The 19,818-nt window shown below is 29.3% G+C and carries 15 protein-coding genes; 2 read left to right on the top strand and 13 right to left on the bottom strand.

Annotated features, from left to right (window positions below; all coding sequences use genetic code 4):
- Positions 1-96: 96 nt before the first annotated feature.
- The 10 genes from NPA13_RS00735 to alaS all read right to left on the bottom strand — a co-directional run bounded on the left by NPA13_RS00735 (position 97) and on the right by alaS (position 12,187).
- Complete coding sequence (locus NPA13_RS00735) at positions 97-750, bottom strand: hypothetical protein (RefSeq protein WP_257089383.1); 654 nt, start codon at positions 748-750, stop codon at positions 97-99.
- 61 nt (positions 751-811) lie between these two features.
- Entirely contained in the window at positions 812-3,625 is a 2,814-nt protein-coding gene (gene secA, locus NPA13_RS00730; RefSeq protein ID WP_257089381.1) for a preprotein translocase subunit SecA, read from the bottom strand.
- Between the two features lie 197 nt (positions 3,626-3,822).
- Positions 3,823-4,275, bottom strand: a complete 453-nt coding sequence (locus tag NPA13_RS00725; protein ID WP_257089370.1) for a hypothetical protein — start codon at positions 4,273-4,275, stop codon at positions 3,823-3,825.
- Positions 4,276-4,656: 381 nt separating this feature from the next.
- The gene (locus tag NPA13_RS00720) at positions 4,657-6,096 is read right to left on the bottom strand and encodes a hypothetical protein (RefSeq protein ID WP_257089368.1); all 1,440 of its coding nucleotides are present in this window, start codon (positions 6,094-6,096) and stop codon (positions 4,657-4,659) included.
- A gap of 205 nt (positions 6,097-6,301) precedes the next feature.
- Positions 6,302-7,096, bottom strand: a complete 795-nt coding sequence (locus NPA13_RS00715) for a hypothetical protein (protein ID WP_257089366.1) — start codon at positions 7,094-7,096, stop codon at positions 6,302-6,304.
- Between the two features lie 114 nt (positions 7,097-7,210).
- Complete coding sequence (locus NPA13_RS00710) at positions 7,211-7,897, bottom strand: hypothetical protein (RefSeq protein ID WP_257089365.1); 687 nt, start codon at positions 7,895-7,897, stop codon at positions 7,211-7,213.
- A 23-nt stretch (positions 7,898-7,920) separates the two neighbouring features.
- Entirely contained in the window at positions 7,921-8,415 is a 495-nt protein-coding gene (greA, locus tag NPA13_RS00705; protein WP_257089363.1) for a transcription elongation factor GreA, read from the bottom strand.
- A 63-nt stretch (positions 8,416-8,478) separates the two neighbouring features.
- Positions 8,479-9,135: a BC85_0335 family putative methyltransferase gene (locus NPA13_RS00700; protein ID WP_257089361.1), complete on the bottom strand. Its 657-nt coding sequence runs from the start codon at positions 9,133-9,135 to the stop codon at positions 8,479-8,481.
- On the bottom strand, positions 9,135-9,575 hold the full coding sequence (gene ruvX / locus NPA13_RS00695; RefSeq protein ID WP_257089359.1) for a Holliday junction resolvase RuvX: 441 nt from the start codon (positions 9,573-9,575) through the stop codon (positions 9,135-9,137). The genes NPA13_RS00700 and ruvX overlap by 1 nt, the downstream gene beginning before the upstream one ends.
- A complete protein-coding gene (alaS, locus tag NPA13_RS00690) occupies positions 9,563-12,187 on the bottom strand; it encodes an alanine--tRNA ligase (protein ID WP_257089357.1) in 2,625 nt (874 codons plus the stop codon). The genes ruvX and alaS overlap by 13 nt, the downstream gene beginning before the upstream one ends.
- Positions 12,188-12,463: 276 nt before the next feature.
- Between alaS and NPA13_RS00685 the strand changes: the two genes are divergently transcribed.
- Entirely contained in the window at positions 12,464-14,896 is a 2,433-nt protein-coding gene (locus tag NPA13_RS00685; RefSeq protein ID WP_257089355.1) for a leucine-rich repeat domain-containing protein, read from the top strand.
- A 44-nt stretch (positions 14,897-14,940) separates the two neighbouring features.
- Here NPA13_RS00685 and mnmA read toward each other — a convergent pair whose 3' ends face one another.
- Both mnmA and NPA13_RS00675 read right to left on the bottom strand, forming a co-directional pair.
- The gene (gene mnmA / locus NPA13_RS00680; protein ID WP_257089353.1) at positions 14,941-16,056 is read right to left on the bottom strand and encodes a tRNA 2-thiouridine(34) synthase MnmA; all 1,116 of its coding nucleotides are present in this window, start codon (positions 16,054-16,056) and stop codon (positions 14,941-14,943) included.
- A 100-nt stretch (positions 16,057-16,156) separates the two neighbouring features.
- Positions 16,157-17,470: a C1 family peptidase gene (locus NPA13_RS00675; protein ID WP_257089351.1), complete on the bottom strand. Its 1,314-nt coding sequence runs from the start codon at positions 17,468-17,470 to the stop codon at positions 16,157-16,159.
- A 75-nt stretch (positions 17,471-17,545) separates the two neighbouring features.
- On the opposite strand from NPA13_RS00675, the gene NPA13_RS00670 reads away from it, so the two are divergent.
- A complete protein-coding gene (locus NPA13_RS00670) occupies positions 17,546-18,331 on the top strand; it encodes an MAG0110 family membrane protein (RefSeq protein WP_257089349.1) in 786 nt (261 codons plus the stop codon).
- A 114-nt stretch (positions 18,332-18,445) separates the two neighbouring features.
- Here NPA13_RS00670 and tuf read toward each other — a convergent pair whose 3' ends face one another.
- Complete coding sequence (gene tuf, locus NPA13_RS00665) at positions 18,446-19,633, bottom strand: elongation factor Tu (protein ID WP_257089347.1); 1,188 nt, start codon at positions 19,631-19,633, stop codon at positions 18,446-18,448.
- Positions 19,634-19,818 lie beyond the last annotated feature (185 nt).

Raw genomic sequence — 19,818 nt, 5'->3', positions numbered from 1 at the left:
GCAGTACACATCTAAGTTTTCACTTCGATGTCGGCTCCTAAAAATAATACCATAAAAATAAAAATCACATAGCAAATTTGCTATGTGAAAGATAAATTATTTTTTGAATTCTGTAATAACTTCTTCACTGTATTCTCTGAATTTGTTTGCAACTGGATGTAATGTGTAGTAGTTTTTAACAATAACTTCTTCAACTACTTGTTCTGTAGATACTCTAACTGCTTCTTCTACTCTTTCTTCAACTTGTTCACAGTTACATTCACCTACGCAGCATGTTTGTTTTTCTTGATCACAGTTACATTCACCTACGCAGCATGTTTGTTTTTCTTCTTCAAATCCACATTCTTCTTTAGCTAATGCTGATGAGCTGTAAACAACTTCTGCTTCTCTTTTAACCATATTAGCGTTTCTGTTTGCTAAGCAGTGTCCACCACATCTGTGTCCACCAACAGGTTCTATAATATTTTCTTCACGTGTTAAGTCTGATTCAACGTAAACGTATTCTTCTTTAGGTTCTTCTTTTACTTCTGAATATACAACTGTTTCTTTTTCTTCTACTGGTTGTTCTTCTTCAACTACAGTTTCTTCTACTAATACTTCTTCGTTTTTAACTTCTTTAACAATTGACATTTGTTCAACGTGGTATTTTTCTCCTAAACAAGGACATGATAAACAAACACATTGAATTCTTGGTGATTTACATACTTTACAATTTCCATCTAATTTAACTTCTAATTCTACTTGTGCCATAAGGATCTCCTTTTATTTTCAAACTATTTAGATTTAATAAATTTATGATTTTGAACAATTTTTATTTATGTTTTACATAAACATTGATATTTAGCCTTGGTCTTTGTGGTTGTCTTCTTTTTGGTGCAAGAGCTACTGAACGACTAATTTTATGTTCATTATCTTTAATATAAGCAATATTACTACAATTATAAAGTTTATTATCAAGATTTATAGCAATATTTTTATTAGTTTTATTACTTTGTTTTCTAACTTTTTTTGGTTTTTCATCTAATCTAACTACTTCTTGATTTTGTAGTTGATTTTCAACCGGAACTTCAATTGGTTCACTAGCTGCTTGAGCTAATTTTTCTTGCTCAGCTTTCTTTTGTTGCTCTAGATCTTCCATTCTTTTCTTAATTAACTCGTAAGTTTCAACAACAACTCTTTCTTGCTCTTCAATTGATTTGTATGGATCAATTCTGAATGATGAAAGAATTTGTTGGAATATTGGGTCAGCTTTCATTTGTTTTGTGAATAATGTCTTCATTCCAATTCTGTCTGAGAAGACTTTTAAAAGTACTCCATAAGCAATATCATCAATCATTTTGTAGAAAGCTTTTGTCCCTTCCTCTGTATAAATTTGGTAAGGGTTCTTTTGTGAATATTGAGCTAAGTTAACGTTTGAACGTAATTTGTCCATTAAGTTGATATGACTTTGTCATTTTTCATCTAATGTACCTAAAATAAGTGCTCTTAAGTGTCTTATTAACTCTTCTTCTGAAGTGTTTTCTATTGCATTCTTTTCTCAATCTTGATAAATTGAAAGAATAATGTTAGCAATATATTCTGGTAAATCTGTTTCGTGAACTTTTGAAATGTCATTAATATCAAAGTGGAATTTAATGAATTTACCAATGTTTTCATTTAAAAATTCTACAAGAGCTTCATAATGATAAACATTATTATGCAATCTATATTCACCACTTCTAACAATCGTTCTAGCAGCAGATGCTATCATTCTTTGAACGATAAACACTATGTCACTGCTGTATAAGATTAAATCACGTTGTGCATAAATTAAGTCACGTTGTTGTCTAATAACGTCGTCATAATTTAAAACTGATTTACGTGAGTCATAGTTGAAACCTTCAATTTTCTTTTGAGCGTGATTAAAAGCAAATCTAAGTTGTTTATTAGTAACTTCTTTGTCGCCATCTTTTGAGTAAGCTTCTCTAAAACTTTCATAGTTTGCAAAACGTTGCATTAATTGATCATCAATAGAAATAAAGAATTTACTTGTACCAACATCTCCTTGACGTCCTGAACGCCCTCTTAGCTGGTTATCGATTCTTCTTGATTCAGCTTTATCTGTTCCTAAAACGTATAATCCACCAAGTTCTAAAGCTTCAGGTGTAGGCTTAATGTCAGTTCCACGACCAGCCATATTTGTGGCTATAGTAACTGATTTAACTTCACCAGCATGTGAAATAATTTCAGCTTCAGATGCATTTTGTTTAGCATTTAAAACTCTATGAGGAATTGCTCTATGTGTTAAAAGTCTATGAATAATTTCTGAATCTTCAATTTGAGCAGTACCAACTAAAACTGGCTGACCTTTTTTGTAAAGTTCTTCAATTTTGTCAGCAACTGCATTTCATTTTGCTTTAGCAGTTGCAAAAATTGAATCAGGTTCATCTACTCGAACAATTGGTTTATTTGTAGGAACAACATTAACTCTCATATTGTAGATATCAATGAATTCTTGCTCTTCAGTTTTTCCTGTACCGGTCATTCCACAAAGCTTTTTGAACATTCTGAAAAAGTTTTGATAAGTAATGGTTGCTAAAGTTTTTGTTTCAGGTTCAACTTCAACCATTTCTTTGGCTTGGATAGCTTGTTGAAGCCCTTCTGAATAGCTACGTCCATCCATTATACGACCAGTGAATGCATCAACTAATTCGATTTTTCCTTCACGGACAATGTACTCAACATCAATACGCATAATTTTATGTGCTCTTAATGCGTTTTGGATTAAGTGAACATTTTCAGAGTTTTCAATTTTATAAAGTCCATCAGTTTTGTAAAACTCATTAGCTTTAGCAATCCCTGAGTGTGTTAGTGCTACAGCTTTCGACTCTTCATCAATTATGTAATCTTCAGGGCCAAGAGTTCTAACGAATTGGTCGGCAGCAAAGTAAGCTGCTGTATCATCTTTTTCTCCACCTGAAATGATAAGAGGTGTTTTAGCTTCATCGATTAAGATTGAGTCAACCTCATCGATTAAACAGAACTGAAGTCCTCTTTGAACTTTGTTATTCTTATTTGAGACCATATTATCTCTTAAGTAATCGAACCCAAGTTCAGAGTGAACTGAATAAGTAATATCAGCTGCATAAGCTTTTCTTTTATCATCCTCATTCATTTGTGCTTTATTAATCCCGACAGTAAGTCCTAAGAAATTAAACACAGCACCCATTTCAGTTGCATCACGTTCAGTTAAGTATTCGTTAACTGTAGATACAATCGCACCTTTTTCTAAAAGAGCATTCAAGTAAACTGGAGCAATAGATGTAATTGTTTTACCTTCACCAGTTTTCATTTCAGCTACTGAACCTAAATCTAAAAGTAATCCACCTAATATTTGAACGTCATAAGGTCTTTTGCCTAAAACCCTCTTTGTCGCTTCTCTAGCTACTGCAAAAGCATCATTACGAATGTCTTCTAATGAATAACCTTTTTCTAATAGCTTTTTAAAGTATTCTGTTTTAGATTTAAGTTCTTCATCTGTAAACTTAGAAACTATGCTTTCAAGCTGATTAATTTTCTTTAAAGCTTTCTCAGCAATACGCATTTCTGACGTTTTGAAGTCTAATAATTGTTTTCAACTTTTCATAAGTTCAATTATACTTTTTTATTTATAAAATAAAAAAGACCTATTAACTTTTATGAGTTGAATCGGTCTTTTTGACTTTTAATACTATGTGTGTGTTAAAAAAGTAATTTTCAGGTTAATAATTATTGTATGAATATTTAGTTAAAAATAAAGTTTTACACAATTTATTTTTAACGTTTTTTAGATATAAAATTAAACTAAAAATCATAATCTTGTTTGTAGTTATTTGCTAATGTAAATTTTCGTTTTGGCAGTTTAATTTTCTCGCCAAGCACAGATCTCCTATACTCATAATGGAACATTTCAGGTTTTAATTCAATATTACTAAGTTTTCACATACCATCACCACATAATAACATTGCTAAATAAACATCCATTTTTCTTGTTTTTGATTTCTTTAGAAAACTTAATCTAAGGTGCATTCATGGATAAACAGATGCATTTATATTGTATTTAACAGAATATCATACTGTTTTTAATCTCACTTTTTCATTTAATAGAAATTGCATTTCATGATGAGGATTTTTAAATCTATTATCATAAAAATTATCGTCAGGTAATGATTTTGATTTTTCATGATATATCTCTAATTCTCTCAGAAAATATTCTCAACGTTCTCTTATTACTCCATATTTTTTAAATACAAACATAAAAATACTACTACTTACTAGAAAACCAATACTAAGGCCACAATTTGATGCTAAAAACATAGATAATGAATCGGATAAATTTACATAAACCCTGTTCAAAGCAAATAATACAATACACGCAGGAATCAAATACAAAACTGATAATGACATTAAAATATAAAAGATTCTCTCATAGATTACTTCGAATTTTAATCTCTTTTTAAAAATTATTATCAAATAATCAAACAATTCATCTCTTAATTTAAAACCTGAATCCACAAGCCTTATAACAACATAAAGCTTATATTCGGCAAGTCTCAGTCTTGGTTGAAAAAGTTTTGTTAGGAATAATAATAATGCAAATATCATAACTTATCTAGTATTAATAAATAAATTAATAAATTAACCTAGATTGTCCTCTTTAGTTTTATTTGGAATTCTCTTAATATATTGACCACGAGTTTTTGATTTAACTTTTATAAATCCATTCATAGCCAATTCTTGTTTAGACATATTTAGAAAATGCGAAATATGTCTCGTTTGTTTAGTTTTTAGGTTAAAGAAGTATCTATTTTGACCTCCTCTACCACCTTCATTATATGGTTTGTCTAATTTAGTTTCATCAATAACAACTCATTCAACCTTTTCAATTTTTTGCATACCAACTGCATATCGAGCTACTTCATCTAAATACTCTAATTTCCGTGTTTTATTGGCTGATAAAGATTTTGCAGTTTGAACAATATCATTAATTTCTGTACCTAGCGATACTGCTGAACCAATTAATCCTGCAACATTAGCACCTGTTGACAAAGTGCTTTGAGCATCAGATATACCACTTCTGAATAAATTAAGTGCTAATGCCTCACTAGTAATTTTATCTTTTAGTCCTGCTACAGACATTACAAAGGACGGCCACAATGTAGCTGCCGTTCATAAACCAGAGAACATATCTTCAGAAAATAACCTTTCCTTTATTCCTGCCATTTCATCATATATTGATTTTCTATGCTGCACATATCCATCTATAAGAGCAGCTATTGTTGAAAGCGCGGCAGCAATTCCTGTTGAAACCAAGGCTACTAACGTCATGCTTCCTCAAGTAAATAAATTAACAATATGAGACACAAGAGCAGAAGCACTAGCAATAACTGCAAGACTAATAACAAACACCTTAACAGCCTCTAGATCTCTGATAAAATTTAACTCTGGTATCATAATTTCGTTTATAACTTCTACTTTTTTCTTGAGTCTATTATATTCAAAAATCAATTGCTTACTATTGATTGTACCGTCATCATTGATTTCAAATTCCATTTCATAGTCAGTTACTAATCTCTTTATTTCTGTCTTGTTTTTGGCGATTTCTTCTTTTATTGCTTTTTTTACTTTAGAATCTTCTTTCTTCATAAGAAGAATATTGTTTCTCAATTCTTTTTTAAAACTATCCTTAATTTCTTCAAATTTATTATTCTCTATTAACTTATCCTTTATTTCTTCAGTTGGTACAAATGCTCCTGATTTCTTTTCTATTTGTTTTTGAGCGGTTTTTAAAAATAAATTTTCAATTTTTTGATCATCAATTAACTCAACTGTTTTTTTCGCAGATTTTTTAGAATAATTTTTAATAATTACATCTGTAATAGCAGATACTTCTTCTTTATTTTTCTCAAATAATTCCAAAGTTTCCTTTTCTAAATTTTCTTGGTCAATCCTAATATCATTTGAATTGTTGATTCCAGAACTATCAACTTTTTTAGCAATAGTCGGTTGATTTACAGGCATTACCATTGAAGGTGTTGAACCTATTATATTTAAAACGTTTAGGAATTTTGATTCCATAATATCTCCTTAAAAAATGATGCACCTTATTTTTTAATGTTATCACTAAAGAGAATATATAACAGGAAATAGCGCTTTTTTATCGTATTTTTTCATATTTTGTGAAAAAAATAACAAATTCAACATAAAGATGATTTTTATTGAAAATAAATTTAAAAAAAGAGTCAAAATTTTTGACTCAATTATTTACATAGAAGTAAAAAACTTAAATATCAATTTCTCTAGTCTTATAATTTTGACTCAATACAAATTTTTGCTTTGGTGGTTTTATATTTTCATTAAGAATTGTTCTTTTATATTCATAATAAAACATTTCAGGTTTTAATTCAATATTACTAAGTTTTCACATACCATCGCCACATAATATCATTACTAAATAAACATCCATTTTCTTAGTTTTTGATTTCTTTAAAAATTTGATTTTAATATGCATTCAAGGAAATAACACTGAAGATATGTCTACTCTAACTGAAGGCCACACTGTTTTAAATTTTGTCTTTTCATTTATTAAAAAATGAACTTCGGAATGAGCATTTAGAATCAAATTATCATATAAATTTTCATTGGATAATCTTGCATTCTTACTTGAATATTCTGGTATTAAGTAATTTATATAATCATCCAAATATGATTTTAGATTACCTGATATTCAAAGGCCCAAAAGTGAAGAACCCTCACATAGTAAAATAATAGAAGCAGGTAATCCTGTGTAGAAACAGAAAGTAGTGATAGTATTTATTTTAGCAAAATAAATGCATGCTAAAATTATCGAAATAATTGTGTGTATAGCCGATATTGTGATGATTACAAGGAAAACGATTAATAATATCTGTTCGAATTTCAATCTTTTAAGAAATTTTTCTTTTAAGTAATCAAAAATTTCAGGACGTATTTTCGTCCCTGAATCAATTAATCGTATAATGTCAAACAGTTTATGTCATATAAATCTCATTTTCCCATCTATCAGTCAGGATAGATAATAAATAATCATTAATATCATTCTTGATTCCTTTTCTTAATATTTAAATAATATCACCCATTGCATAAAATAATTAAAAATAAATAGTTATTGAATGTTAAGTAAAAAGAGAGCTCGTCGAGCTCTCAAAGTTATCTAATATCCTAACGAAACTTTATTAATCACATTTTGTCTATAAACTCATTTTAAAAATGGATAAATTGCTATTGAAATTATTACTAAAACACATCATTCAACTAGCATATTTACTCAAATTAATGTTAATCATACTGATGGTGATGATACTTCTTTTATGCCTATGAATTGAATTCCGATAAAAATAAAAATTGAAACGAATAATGTATTGGCAGCAAAAATTAAGAAAGCAAAGATTGTACTTGTGAATATATTGAATTTACCTATTTTAAAGCATAAATAATATGCTCCTACTAAAAATAAAGATAAAGCGATTCTTGGTACAAATGAATATAAGATGTTATTGAAAATTGGATACCCTAAAACAATCGAACCTATTCAAGATCAAAATCCAAATGACAGCGTGCTTCATAAAGTTCCGATCATACCTAAATGAATTGAAGCAATTAAAATAACAATTGGAACAGTTGTTATTGATATAACACCAATCGTAATATATCCTGTGTAGGGTGTAAAAGTTAAAATTACAATAATTGCCATATACATAGCTAAGTAAGCTATGTTTTTTATTGTGAAAAGATTTTGTTTGTGTTTATGTCTAGTTTGTTGTTGTTTATTTGAATTTGCAATTCATATTAATTCTTTATTAGAGCAAGAATTATGATTTTGTGAATTATGTAGTTCCATAAATTAGAAAAGAAAAATTCAACTTAATTACTGAATTTAACACTTAAAATTTCAATCATGTATTTTGTTTGTGCATCAACTTCAACAACATCACCAGCTACATGTCCCATCATTGCTACTGCAAGTGGACTTTTGTTTGAAATTTTATTTTCAAATGGGTTTGTATCGTGTGTACCCATAATCGTAACTTCTTTAACTTGATTTGTGTCTTTTTTAACAAATTGAACTGTTGTACCAATTCCAACTGTGTTTTGTGTTGACTCATCTTTAGCTTCAATAATTTTTGCATTATCTAAAATTTGTTCTAATTCGCTAATTCTACCTTCAACAGCACCTTGTCTATCTCTAGCTGCATCATACTCAGCGTTTTCTGATAAGTCCCCTTGTGCTCTAGCTTCTTTTAAGGCAGCTTGAACAGCAGGTCTTTCAACATTAACTAAATGTTCATATTCTTTTTTATATCTATCGTAAGTTTCTTGCGATAGGTAAACAACACCTTTTAATTCTTCATTGTTCATAATCATTCTCCTTATGTTATTTTGAGAAAAGTTAATTTAATTATATTTTATTTTAGTCTGATTTTATCTTTTTACTATAAAAAGAAATTTAGAACTTAAAAATGATACTTCATATGGGATTGAAGACATTCTAAGTAATGAAATTAATCTTTTAATTTCAGATCTTTTTGCATTATCAAAACTAATAATACACATACCTTTTTGCATCTTGTGAACATACTTATCATATAAGTCATTTATGTCTTGCTCAGTACGTAAAATCGCAACAAAATCTAATTCTTGATCTTTATATTCTATTATTCCTTTACCAGCTTCATCACCAAAATTCTCTTTAACTTTATCATATAAGTCTTTATTTAAACTTGAGTTTAAATAATAAATATTTGATTTTGTTTTTGAGTCAATTGCAACTATTGGGAACATATCTTTTTCATCGATAATTAAACAATTTTGATAATGATTTTGATAAATTGTATTAATAATACCTTCAATGTCTAAATCGTTTGCTTTTGATTTTAGGAAGTCTTTAATATCAAAAGGTAATACACCAAGTTCACTACGTAAAGATTCAATTTGAACAAGTGCTTCAGCTTGCGCTTTTGCTAAATATTTTTTACGAATCTTTCTTGAGTAAATATTTAACCAAATGTAAATACCAATACCTAAAACAAACACAACTATTGCAGATACCATTAAAATCGTTCTTGTTGTATCACTCATTATTTACCTCATTTATGTTTATAGTAATCTAAATAATCATTAAGTATGATTTGTGCTGCAAGCTTATCTTTATGATCTTTTCTTTTCTTTCTAGTTAAACCGGCTTCAATCATAGTCTCATGGGCTTTTTTAGTTGAATATTGTTCATTAACCAATAAAACAGGTAAGTTAAAATTTTCTTCAAGTTGCTTTTTGAAATCTTCAACCATTAAAGTTCTATCACTCTTATCTCCACTAATTTTAAGTGGGTAACCAAGCACTATTCCATCGATTTTGTTTTTATAAACTTCATTAATGTAGTAGCTAATTCTGTCAAGAGCTTGGGTAAATTTATATTCTTCGAATTTAAAGTTTTCTATTCCTGATGCAATGATTTCACTTTCATCAGTGATTGCAATTCCACAACTTTTAGTCCCTAAATCTAGACCTATTTTTCTCATGTAATCTCTTCTAATGCTGCAATTAAGTTATTAGCAGTTGCGACTTTACCCATAGATAAGATAGCGTTTCCTCCACCACGTCCATTAAGTTTTGCAAATAATTGTTGTGCAATAGCATTTGAATTGTATTCTTTTGAAGCTACAACAATCATTGGATTGGTTTCATCATTTGATGTAAGCACAACTAAAATGTCGTTGTATTTTTCTCTTAATGTAGAAGCTACTGTTTTAATGTTTGATTTATCAACTGTTTGATTTACGTAAACTTTGTTTCCATTTATTGTTAAAACTTCAATTGAGTCATAATCAAATTCAAATGAATTTTGTAAATCTTTTTGAATTTGCTTATTGTCTTCTTTAAGTTTTTCAATTGTTTCTTCTAAGTAGTCAATTGCTTCTTCTTTTGCAGTAGGAATATTTAAATCAAAGTTGTATGAAGCTTGTAGCTTAGTGTTTTTGTCAATTAATTTTTCTGCTTCAATAATTAATTTATCAATTTCTTGATCTAAAAACTCATCAACTAAAGCATTTGATGAAATAGCTCTAATTCTATATACACCAGCAGCTTTCTTATCAACGTTTGTAATTTTGAAGTTTTCCAATTTAGCTGTATTTGATAAGTGAGTACCTCCACATAAGTCAGCTGTAATATTGTCAAATTTAACAATTCTTACATTTAATGGGTTCATATATTCTTGTTCTTCAAGAGTCATAATTGCACCCATTTCTTTAGCTTGGTCTGTAGTCATATTCAAGTAATGTCTTACAGCGTCCATCTTAATGTACTCACGAACTAAGTTTTCGATTGCTCTAATTTCTTCTTTTGTAGGTCTTGTATCAGCTGGTAAATCAAATGTTAAACGTTCTTCATTGTTATTTGAACCTAATTGTTTAATTTGATTTCCTAAAACACTTCTAAGTGCACTGAACAATAAGTGTGTTCCAGAGTGGTTTCTTTCAAGACCTAGTCTAATTGTTTCGTCAACAAAGCACTCTACAGATAAGTTTTTAACAATTTTTCCTTCAACTTTGTGAATGTGGTTTCCAAATTTATCTTTGAAAACATCTAAGATTAAAATTGTATTTGTACCTTGTTTTATGTAACCACGGTCGTGTTTTTGACCACCACTAGTTGCATAAAAAGGAGTTCTATCAAGCACGACATATGAAATTCCGTTAGCTTGCTCAATTTCTTTTTCAGTATCTAGTAAGTATAAAATGTTTGAAACTGATTTTGTGTATTCATAACCAATAAATTCATCAACTTTTGATTTGATTAAAGTTAATGAGTTGATCACTTTATCCATTCCTGAAACTTTTATTCCTTTACTCATTTCAGCGTGTTTTTGTTTTGCTGCTTCAAAAGCTTCATAATCAATTTGGATATTTTGTTGAGCTAAAATTTCTGCAGTTAATTCAACAGGGAAACCATATGTTTCGAATAATTTAAATGCAATGTCTCCTGGGAAAACTTTTAAATCTTCAACAATAAAGTCAGATAGAATTTGTTTTCCATTTTCAATAGTTTTAGCAAAAGTTAATTCTTCATCTTCAATAACTTTTTTAATTGGATTTACATCATATTCAAAAGGTAATGTTTCTTTAATCACATCAACAAGTTTGTATAAGAAAGGTTCGTGAATATTTAATTGCATAGCTTTATAAACACTGCGTCTAATTAATCTTCTTAAAATGTAACCTCTACCAACATTAGATGGTTTAGCTCCATCAGCAATAGCATTAGTTACTGTTCTCATGTGATCGGCGATAACTTTAAAATATGAGTTCATTAAAGTTTGATCTTTATCATTTACAAAGTAATTGTTTGTATCATATCTATAATTTGTGAATTTCTCGATTTCGTGAATAATAGGTAAAAATAAGTCAGTATCAAAGTTTGTAGGCGCATCTTGCATAATTGAGACAATTCTTTCTAATCCAGCACCAGTATCAATATTTTTTTGCTTTAATTCTGTATATTCACCTTCACCATTTGAGTTATATGTTGAAAACACAATGTTTCAGATTTCAATGTATCTGTCGTTTTCAATGTCTTCTTTAAGTAACTCGATTCCTCTTGAATCATACTTCTCACCACGATCATAGAAAATTTCTGTGTTAGGACCACAAGGACCTGAACCAACTTCTCAGAAGTTAGTATCTTTGCCACCTGGTATCATGTGTGATTCGTCAAAACCGTGAGCCATTCAGTAATTTTTAGTTTCTAAATCTTCATAGTAGTATGTGAAATATAGTCTGTCTTTATCAAGTTTTAGAACGTCTAATAGAAACTCAACAGCAAAATCAATAGCTTCTTTTTTAAAGTAATCTCCAATTGAGAAGTTACCTAACATTTCAAAGAATGTATGATGTCTAGCTGTAATACCAACATTTTCGATGTCATTTGTTCTAATTGCTTTTTGTGAGTTAGTTAATCTTTTTGCAGGAGCTTCTTTTTTACCTGAAAAGTAATCTTTCAAAGTTGCAACACCACTATTGATTCAAAGTAATGATGGGTCATTTTGAGGAACTAAACTTTTTGAAGGAACAACAAAGTGTCCTTTAGATTCGAAAAACTTTAATCATGATTCTCTAATTTGTTTTGAATTCATACTTACCTTCCTTATGTTCTTTTATTTCTTTGAAATAAAAGTAAAAATATTACTAAATTATATTAAAAAGATTTTTAAACAGTTTAAATTTTAAATTTGTTTTAATGAATATCCTTATTTTCATTTTTATTACTAAAACATCTTGTACACTAAGTTAAAAGTTTTAATTGTAGATTTGAATTCAAAATAATTAGCACAAAATTTTGTTAATTTCAATTAATTAAAATAACCAAGTTAAATTCTATAAAGTGTAAAATTATATTAATTAGGAGAAATATGAAATTAAAAACAAAAACTATTTTTAAATTATTAACATTAACTGGTGCGATTTCATCAGTAACAGGAACTATTGCATGTTCTCAAGAAGCGCCAAAAGAACCTAAACCAGGCAACCCGATTGTAAACTCAGGTGACACAGCTCAAACAATTGCTAAAAAAGAGAAATTATTGGATTTCTCAAAATCACTCACCGATACTGCAATGGCGCTTACACCAAATCTTTTTAATAACTATGCTAATTTAGTCAAATCGCTAACAAATGCAGATATTAATGATAATTCTGAGAATTACGTGGAAGCTCTAAAAATTAAAGACCAAATAGTAAAAAACTTACAAGATATCAAATCATTAGAAGAAGGTAAAAAAGAGGTTGAAGGAATCACCTTTTCAAATATCCCTCTAACAAATGAAGTTATCTTATTAATTGAAAAGACAAAAAAATATGTGACTTCAAAATATCAATCTTCAATCGAAAAGCTAAATAGTGCCAACATAAAAGAATTAGACGATTTTGAACTAGATAAGCTGATTACTTTAACCTCTTATGCGTTGAAATTGACTAGCTCATCATTTGATAACATGTACCCGATAGTTATGAAGGTTATTAGAGATAAATATATCTTACTTAATAGAATGGATATAAATTCTTTAAATGATCTATTTACAAATTTAAAGGATCAGGAGCAAGTTAAACAATTCTTTCTTGCTGCAATCACGGAATTATATGAATCTTTCGATGATACTGATAAAACTGTTAAAGCATCACAGAATAATTCTCTTCTTTTTCCGTTTTTGAATTATTCTAATCCGGAATCTGATATTCAAGCTGAAAGAAACTTGCATATCGAAACCTATGGAATGGCAGAAACAATTGTTGATATTTCTGAATTAGTAAATTCTGTAATAAATAATCCTGAAACACTTGATTCAGTAGGAACTGAGAAAAAAGATGAAATCTTAACTTTCTTAAAAGAAATAAATAATAAACATAAGGGTAATACCAATTTGAACTTATATACGATCGGTCAAATGCTTAATAACGATGCCATAAAGATTGAAAAAAACGTAATAGTTAACATTGTATGAGCTATGTTTCTTCAAAAAGATGAAACTACAACAATGCTGAAGTCAATCATTAGTGAATTTACCGATTTCTTTTTAAAGAAACAAAACAATACTGTTTTAGGACTTAAATACGAAATTCCAGAAAAACAAATACCTATTTTCTTAAACGAAAATTACACTGCAATTATGGAGGAAGCATTTAAGGATAAAAAAGTTTCATATGTTTATGCTCCATATGCTGAAAAAATAGGGAAAGATTCATTAAATACAGAAGATATTAGAAATATATTTTTACCAAAAGCAACTTATTTAGGAGAAAATGCATTTAGATATCAATTGTTAGCAGAATTTGCAAATACAGTTCCAGAAAGCTTTAAAAAACAAATTAAACTTAATGAGAATGCTTATGTGTCTGTGGATAGTGAAGCAACTGATATGCAAATAACTGCAGATAAGCCGCTTTATTTTTTAAATGGTTTATTCAAGAGCAATGAAAATATCAATACAGTTACAATTACTTCAACACAACCAGTTTATATTTCAGAAGAAATGTTTAAACACAGTACACTTAGATCAATAACAATTCAAGCACCTGAAGTTTATATTGCAAATGAAGCATTTGCAGATACTCCAGCACTTGAAACATTTGATGTTCAAAATGTTCAAAATATAGGTGAGTATGCGTTGTTCCGTTCAAAATGATACTATGACCACATTTCAAACTCAAATGAAGAGCAAATTAAATTAGGTTCAGTTTTAATTGGTTACAAAAATATCAATAATAAAACTGAAATCACTTTAGACCCATCAATTACACAAATCTACAACTCTGCATTTTCATTTGACAATAAAATTCCAGAAGCAGCAACTGCTAATGAAGTTATTACAAGTATAACAGCAGAAAATGTTAAATCAGTAAATCAAGGAACATTTGGATCATTATCAAACTTAACAAGTTTAAACTTACCTAACTTAACTTCTCTAGGTACTACAGCACTTCAAGGAACACCATATTACTATAACATCTTAAACGATCAAGAAAGCACAAAAGCGATGTTAGGAAAAGTTTTAATTAAACTTAAATCTGATAACCCTTATGTTACATTGTCTGATGAGGTTGAATTTATCTACACAACTGCATTCAAGAGCTCAAACCAAATAAACTCAATTCAAGGAGAAAATGTTAAGGGTATTGCTTCAAATACATTTGCAAATGGATTCGGAACAATTTCTGCACTTAACTTCCCTAACTTAGAAAGTGTCGGTTCATCTTGAGCAGCATCAATTTCTCCACAAAGTGAAACTCCAGTTCTAGTTGCACCTAAATTAAATGTAGTTAATAAAAACCAATTAATTGGAAATTAAGATAAGAAAAATCATATGGTTTAATTTAACACCCATATGATTTTTTATATGTATCATTTTTTAGTTTCATCATCATAAACTTCATCAATTGTTGCTCCACCAATACATTTGTCTCCATCATATAAAACAACTTGTTGACCTGGTGTAACAGCTGATGAACCCTCAGGATAGAATACTCTGATTTTATCATCACCTAAAAATTCAACGGACACTTTAATGTCTTTTTGTCTATATCTAAATTTAGCAGTTAAATTATCAGGATTAAAATCTTTGTTATTTAAGGTTAAACCTGAAGCGATTAAATTATTTGAAATTAAATATTCAGGTTTTGAGTTAGGTGCAACATATAAAATATTTTTTTGCACATCGTGACCACAAACATAATATGGTTCAGCCATACCACCTAAATTTAAACCTTTTCTTTGTCCAATTGTGTAATAGAAACATCCAACATGTCTTCCAATAACTTTATTTGTTGTAATATCTACAATATCTCCATCTTGTGCTGGTATATAGTTTTGTAAGAATTGTCCAAAATTTCTTTCTCCAATGAAACAAATTCCTGTTGAATCTTTTTTGGTTGCAGTAATTAAACCTAACTCAGAAGCAATTTGTCTAATTTCAGGTTTAGTTAATGCAGCAAGTGGCATAATAACTTTTTTAAGTTGATCATGACTTAATTGAGCTAAAAAGTAAGTTTGATCTTTATCTTCATCTTTCGCTCTGTATAAGTGACCATCAATTACATTTGCATAATGTCCCATAGCAATATAGTCTGCTTTAAGTTCATTAAATGCATAGTTAGCAAAAGCATTGAATTTTATGTACTTGTTACATAAAATGTCCGGATTAGGTGTTCTTCCTTTTTTGAATTCTTCAATAAAGTTTTCAAAAACATTATCTCAATATTCTTTAACAAAGTCAACTCTTTCAAGTTTGATACATAATGAATTTGCAACTGATTGAGCATCCATATAATCTCTTTCCTGTGGACACATATCTTGTTTAAGATCATTGTTTCCAAGAAAATCATTATTAACAATACTGTCTCAGTTACGCATAAATAATCCTACTACTTCGTAACCTTGCTTTTGTAATAAATAAGCAGCAACTGATGAATCAACACCACCACTCATACCTATAACAACTCTTTTAGACATATTTCTCCTTTATATACTTAAATAAGTATATAAATTGTAATATAAAAACCAAAAAAGCGAAATTTTTTGGTTTTTAATGTAAAAATTTAACTTTTTGCTATTAAGCAAATGGTTCTCATAACTCAAGAGCAACTGATTTATCAGCTTTAAGATATTCTTCTGGAACATATTTTGGATCTACAATAAGTGAGAAGTTGTATTCATCAAATCATTCATCAGACATTGAGTAAACACCTTTTTTACCAGAATCATCACCTCAACTGTTTTCAACTTTTCAAGCAATCGGTTTACCGTTTTCTGTCTTAACACCTACAAAAGCCATCGCGTGATTTAACATTGAGTTAAAGTAGATAATTCTATCTTCTTTATTAAAGTCACTAATTGGTTCAAAAACTGAATCAAAATCATAAAGTTTAGGGTCAAAAATTCCTGATTTATTATCTTTGAAAGGATCAACATCACAGGCAAATCAAACTGGTAAGTTATCTTTTAATGAAGCAATTACAGCACTCTTAATTACATCTAATGGAACGTTAATCATTTCAACATCTTGATCTTCATAAACTGATTTTTGATATTTAAGAACATATTTAGTTCCATAGTCATAAAGATTTCTAGGATCGTGAACTAGATTAACTTTTTTATCAAAATCTTTTCCTACATATTTTTCGAAAAACTCTACAGGAGTTATGTTTTCAATTTTGTGATACTTATTATCTTTATCTTTGTATTCATAAGTGAACTCAGTAACTGGTGTTCCTAAACATTTAGAAACGATGTCATAAACTCTGTAAAGTGCATCTTCTTTCACTGCTTGAATTTGTGTCTTATCAGCACCTTGTGCAACAAGTACTCTAATTTTCTTCATTCCATTTTTAAGATGCTTATCAATTTGTTCATTCATATCTGTTGTATTTCCTGAATGGAATGTTTCAGGCATAATTGATTTTGGAACTGCACCATATTTTTTAAGTAAGTTAGCAAAATATTCTCAGTACCCACCATCTGAAGCAACATTTCTATTAATTAAGTGATAAACTTCTCTATTTTCTAAAGGTAAGTTCGCTGTTTCGATTGCATAATTTAAAAATGTGTTCGCTTTTTCAATTTTGTCATAGAAAGCAAAGTAGTTTTGTGAAAACTCAAAGCTACTTACATTTAAGTTCTTAGCAGCTTCAACTCTAGCCATATTTAACGAAGCGAAAATTCAACATCTTCCACTATTTTTTTGTGATGTTATATCACCTAATGTTGTTTCTATGTCAAAAACGTGATCGTGTTTGATAAATGTTTGATGATCAAAAACTGTATTCTTAATACCATTTTTGATGATTGAGTTTTGAATCATTTTATTGTTTGATTTTGATTCAAATTTTGACTTAAATTCATCTAATAAGTTTTTAGTTACATTCATTTTTACTCCTATATACCTTGTATATTAGTTATTAATATAGTTTAGTTTTATTCATAATGTATTACAATTTAAATTATGAATAATCAAGAAACTATTAAAGTAGTTCCTGATGTTAAATCAGGATCTGTAAAATTATTTTATGGAATTATACTATTAACAAGCACTGGTGGATTGCTTTTATTATCATTATTATCAATCTTCTTTGTGTGAATTGATTTACTAATACTAAATTCAATGTCAAAACGGTTTTATCAACTTTTATTTTTAATAATGATGATAATAGTCCCTTTTATTGGAATTATGATTCTGAGTTTTATAAAACCGAAAAATGAATCTCAAAATGCAATACTCTTGAGCATCAAGTTCTTCTTCTATGCATTATTCTATGGAATTGTAATCGGAACAGCTTTATTATTAATTAGTTTTGGAACATATACATATGATAACTCTGCATTAGAAATTATCAAGTATGCATCATTGCAATTAGCATCAGTTATTTTTATACCAGTAGGAATATTATTCTTGACCGGAATATTAGGAATGTTAAAAATTATTAATGTAAGATCACTAATAGTAATGATTTTAGTTCTATCATTTGCAATATTAGTTACATTCTTAATTTCATTCTTTGCTTTTAGACAAAGAGATAACATTAACTGATGAATCGGAATTTTAATGGTTGCATTAATCTCATTATTTATGATTCTTCAATGATATTCAATTAGAAAAACGGCTGATTATGTCGAGTATATGTGTAGAAAATCATTAATCACTTTAGGAATTCAGCACGGATTTCAGTTATTTATTTCATTAGCTCAACTACTTTATTTCGTTATTGTTACATTAGTTAAAGAAAGATAAAACAATTTACTATCAACACTACGGTGTTGATTTTTTTTGTTAAAAAAATGCAAAGAAAATACACAGACCTAAATCTGTGTATTTGAAATTATTTGTGAAAAACAATTAGTCAAATTATTTAACAATTTTTGTAACTGTTCCTGCACCAACTGTACGTCCACCTTCACGGATTGAGAATTTTGTTCCTTCTTCAACAGCGATAGGTGCGATTAATTTAACTTTTAAGTTAACGTTTTCCCCTGGCATAACCATTTCACGTCCTGGTTCGAATTCAATTCCCCCTGTAACGTCTGTTGTACGGAAGTAGAATTGAGGTTTGTAGTTTTTAAGGAATGGAGTGTGACGTCCTCCTTCTTCTTTTTTAAGAACGTAAATAGCAGCTTCGAATTCTGTGTGAGGAACGATTGAACCTGGTTTAGCTAAAACTTGTCCACGTTCAACTTCATCACGGTTAACTCCACGAAGTAATAATCCAGCGTTATCTCCAGCTTGTGCTTCTTTAAGGTTTTTACGGAACATTTCGATTCCTGTAACAACTGTTTTCTTAGTAGGTTTTAATCCAACGATTTCAACTTCATCGTTTAATTTAAGTGTTCCACGTTCTACACGTCCTGTAGCAACTGTTCCACGTCCTGTAATTGTGAAAACGTCTTCAACAGCCATTAAGAATGGTTTGTCAAATTCTTTAACAGGTGTTTGGATATATGAATCAACTGAATCCATAAGTTCCATAATTTTTTCTTCGTATTTTGCATCACCTTCTAATGCTTTAAGAGCTGATCCACGAATGATTGGAGCATTGTCTCCATCAAATCCGTATTCTGAAAGAAGTCCACGGATTTCCATTTCAACAAGTTCGATCATTTCTTCTTCACCTTCAAGCATATCTACTTTGTTTAAGAATACAACGATACGAGGAACCCCAACTTGTTTAGATAAAAGAATGTGTTCACGTGTTTGAGGCATTGGTCCATCTGTTGCAGCAACAACTAAGATAGCTCCATCCATTTGAGCTGCCCCTGTAATCATGTTTTTAACATAGTCAGCGTGACCAGGACAGTCAACGTGTGCATAGTGACGTTTTTCTGTTTGGTATTCGATGTGTGATGTGTTAATTGTAATTCCACGTGCTCTTTCTTCTGGTGCGTTATCGATAGAAGCGTAATCACGAGCTTCTGATAATCCTTTTTTAGCTAAAACTGTAGCAATAGCAGCAGTTAAAGTTGTTTTACCATGGTCAACGTGTCCGATTGTTCCAACGTTAACGTGTTCTTTACTACGATCAAAATCTAATTTTGCCATGTAATTTCCTTTCTATTTTATATATATATAAAATTGTTTAATAAATGTATTGTGTTTTAGCGCCAAAACCAACCTATGCCTAGCCTTTCATCTAGGTCCTGTCCATTTGTTAAATTAGCACATTAATTTTATCAAAAATAATTTTTGAAAACATTATTTCCAATAACATTTAAATTAGTTTTTAT

The organism is Mycoplasma sp. 2045 (assembly GCF_024582715.1).
Lineage (GTDB): Bacteria > Bacillota_I > Bacilli_A > Mycoplasmatales > Metamycoplasmataceae > Mycoplasmopsis.
This window is presented reverse-complemented; position numbering and strand designations above follow the sequence as displayed.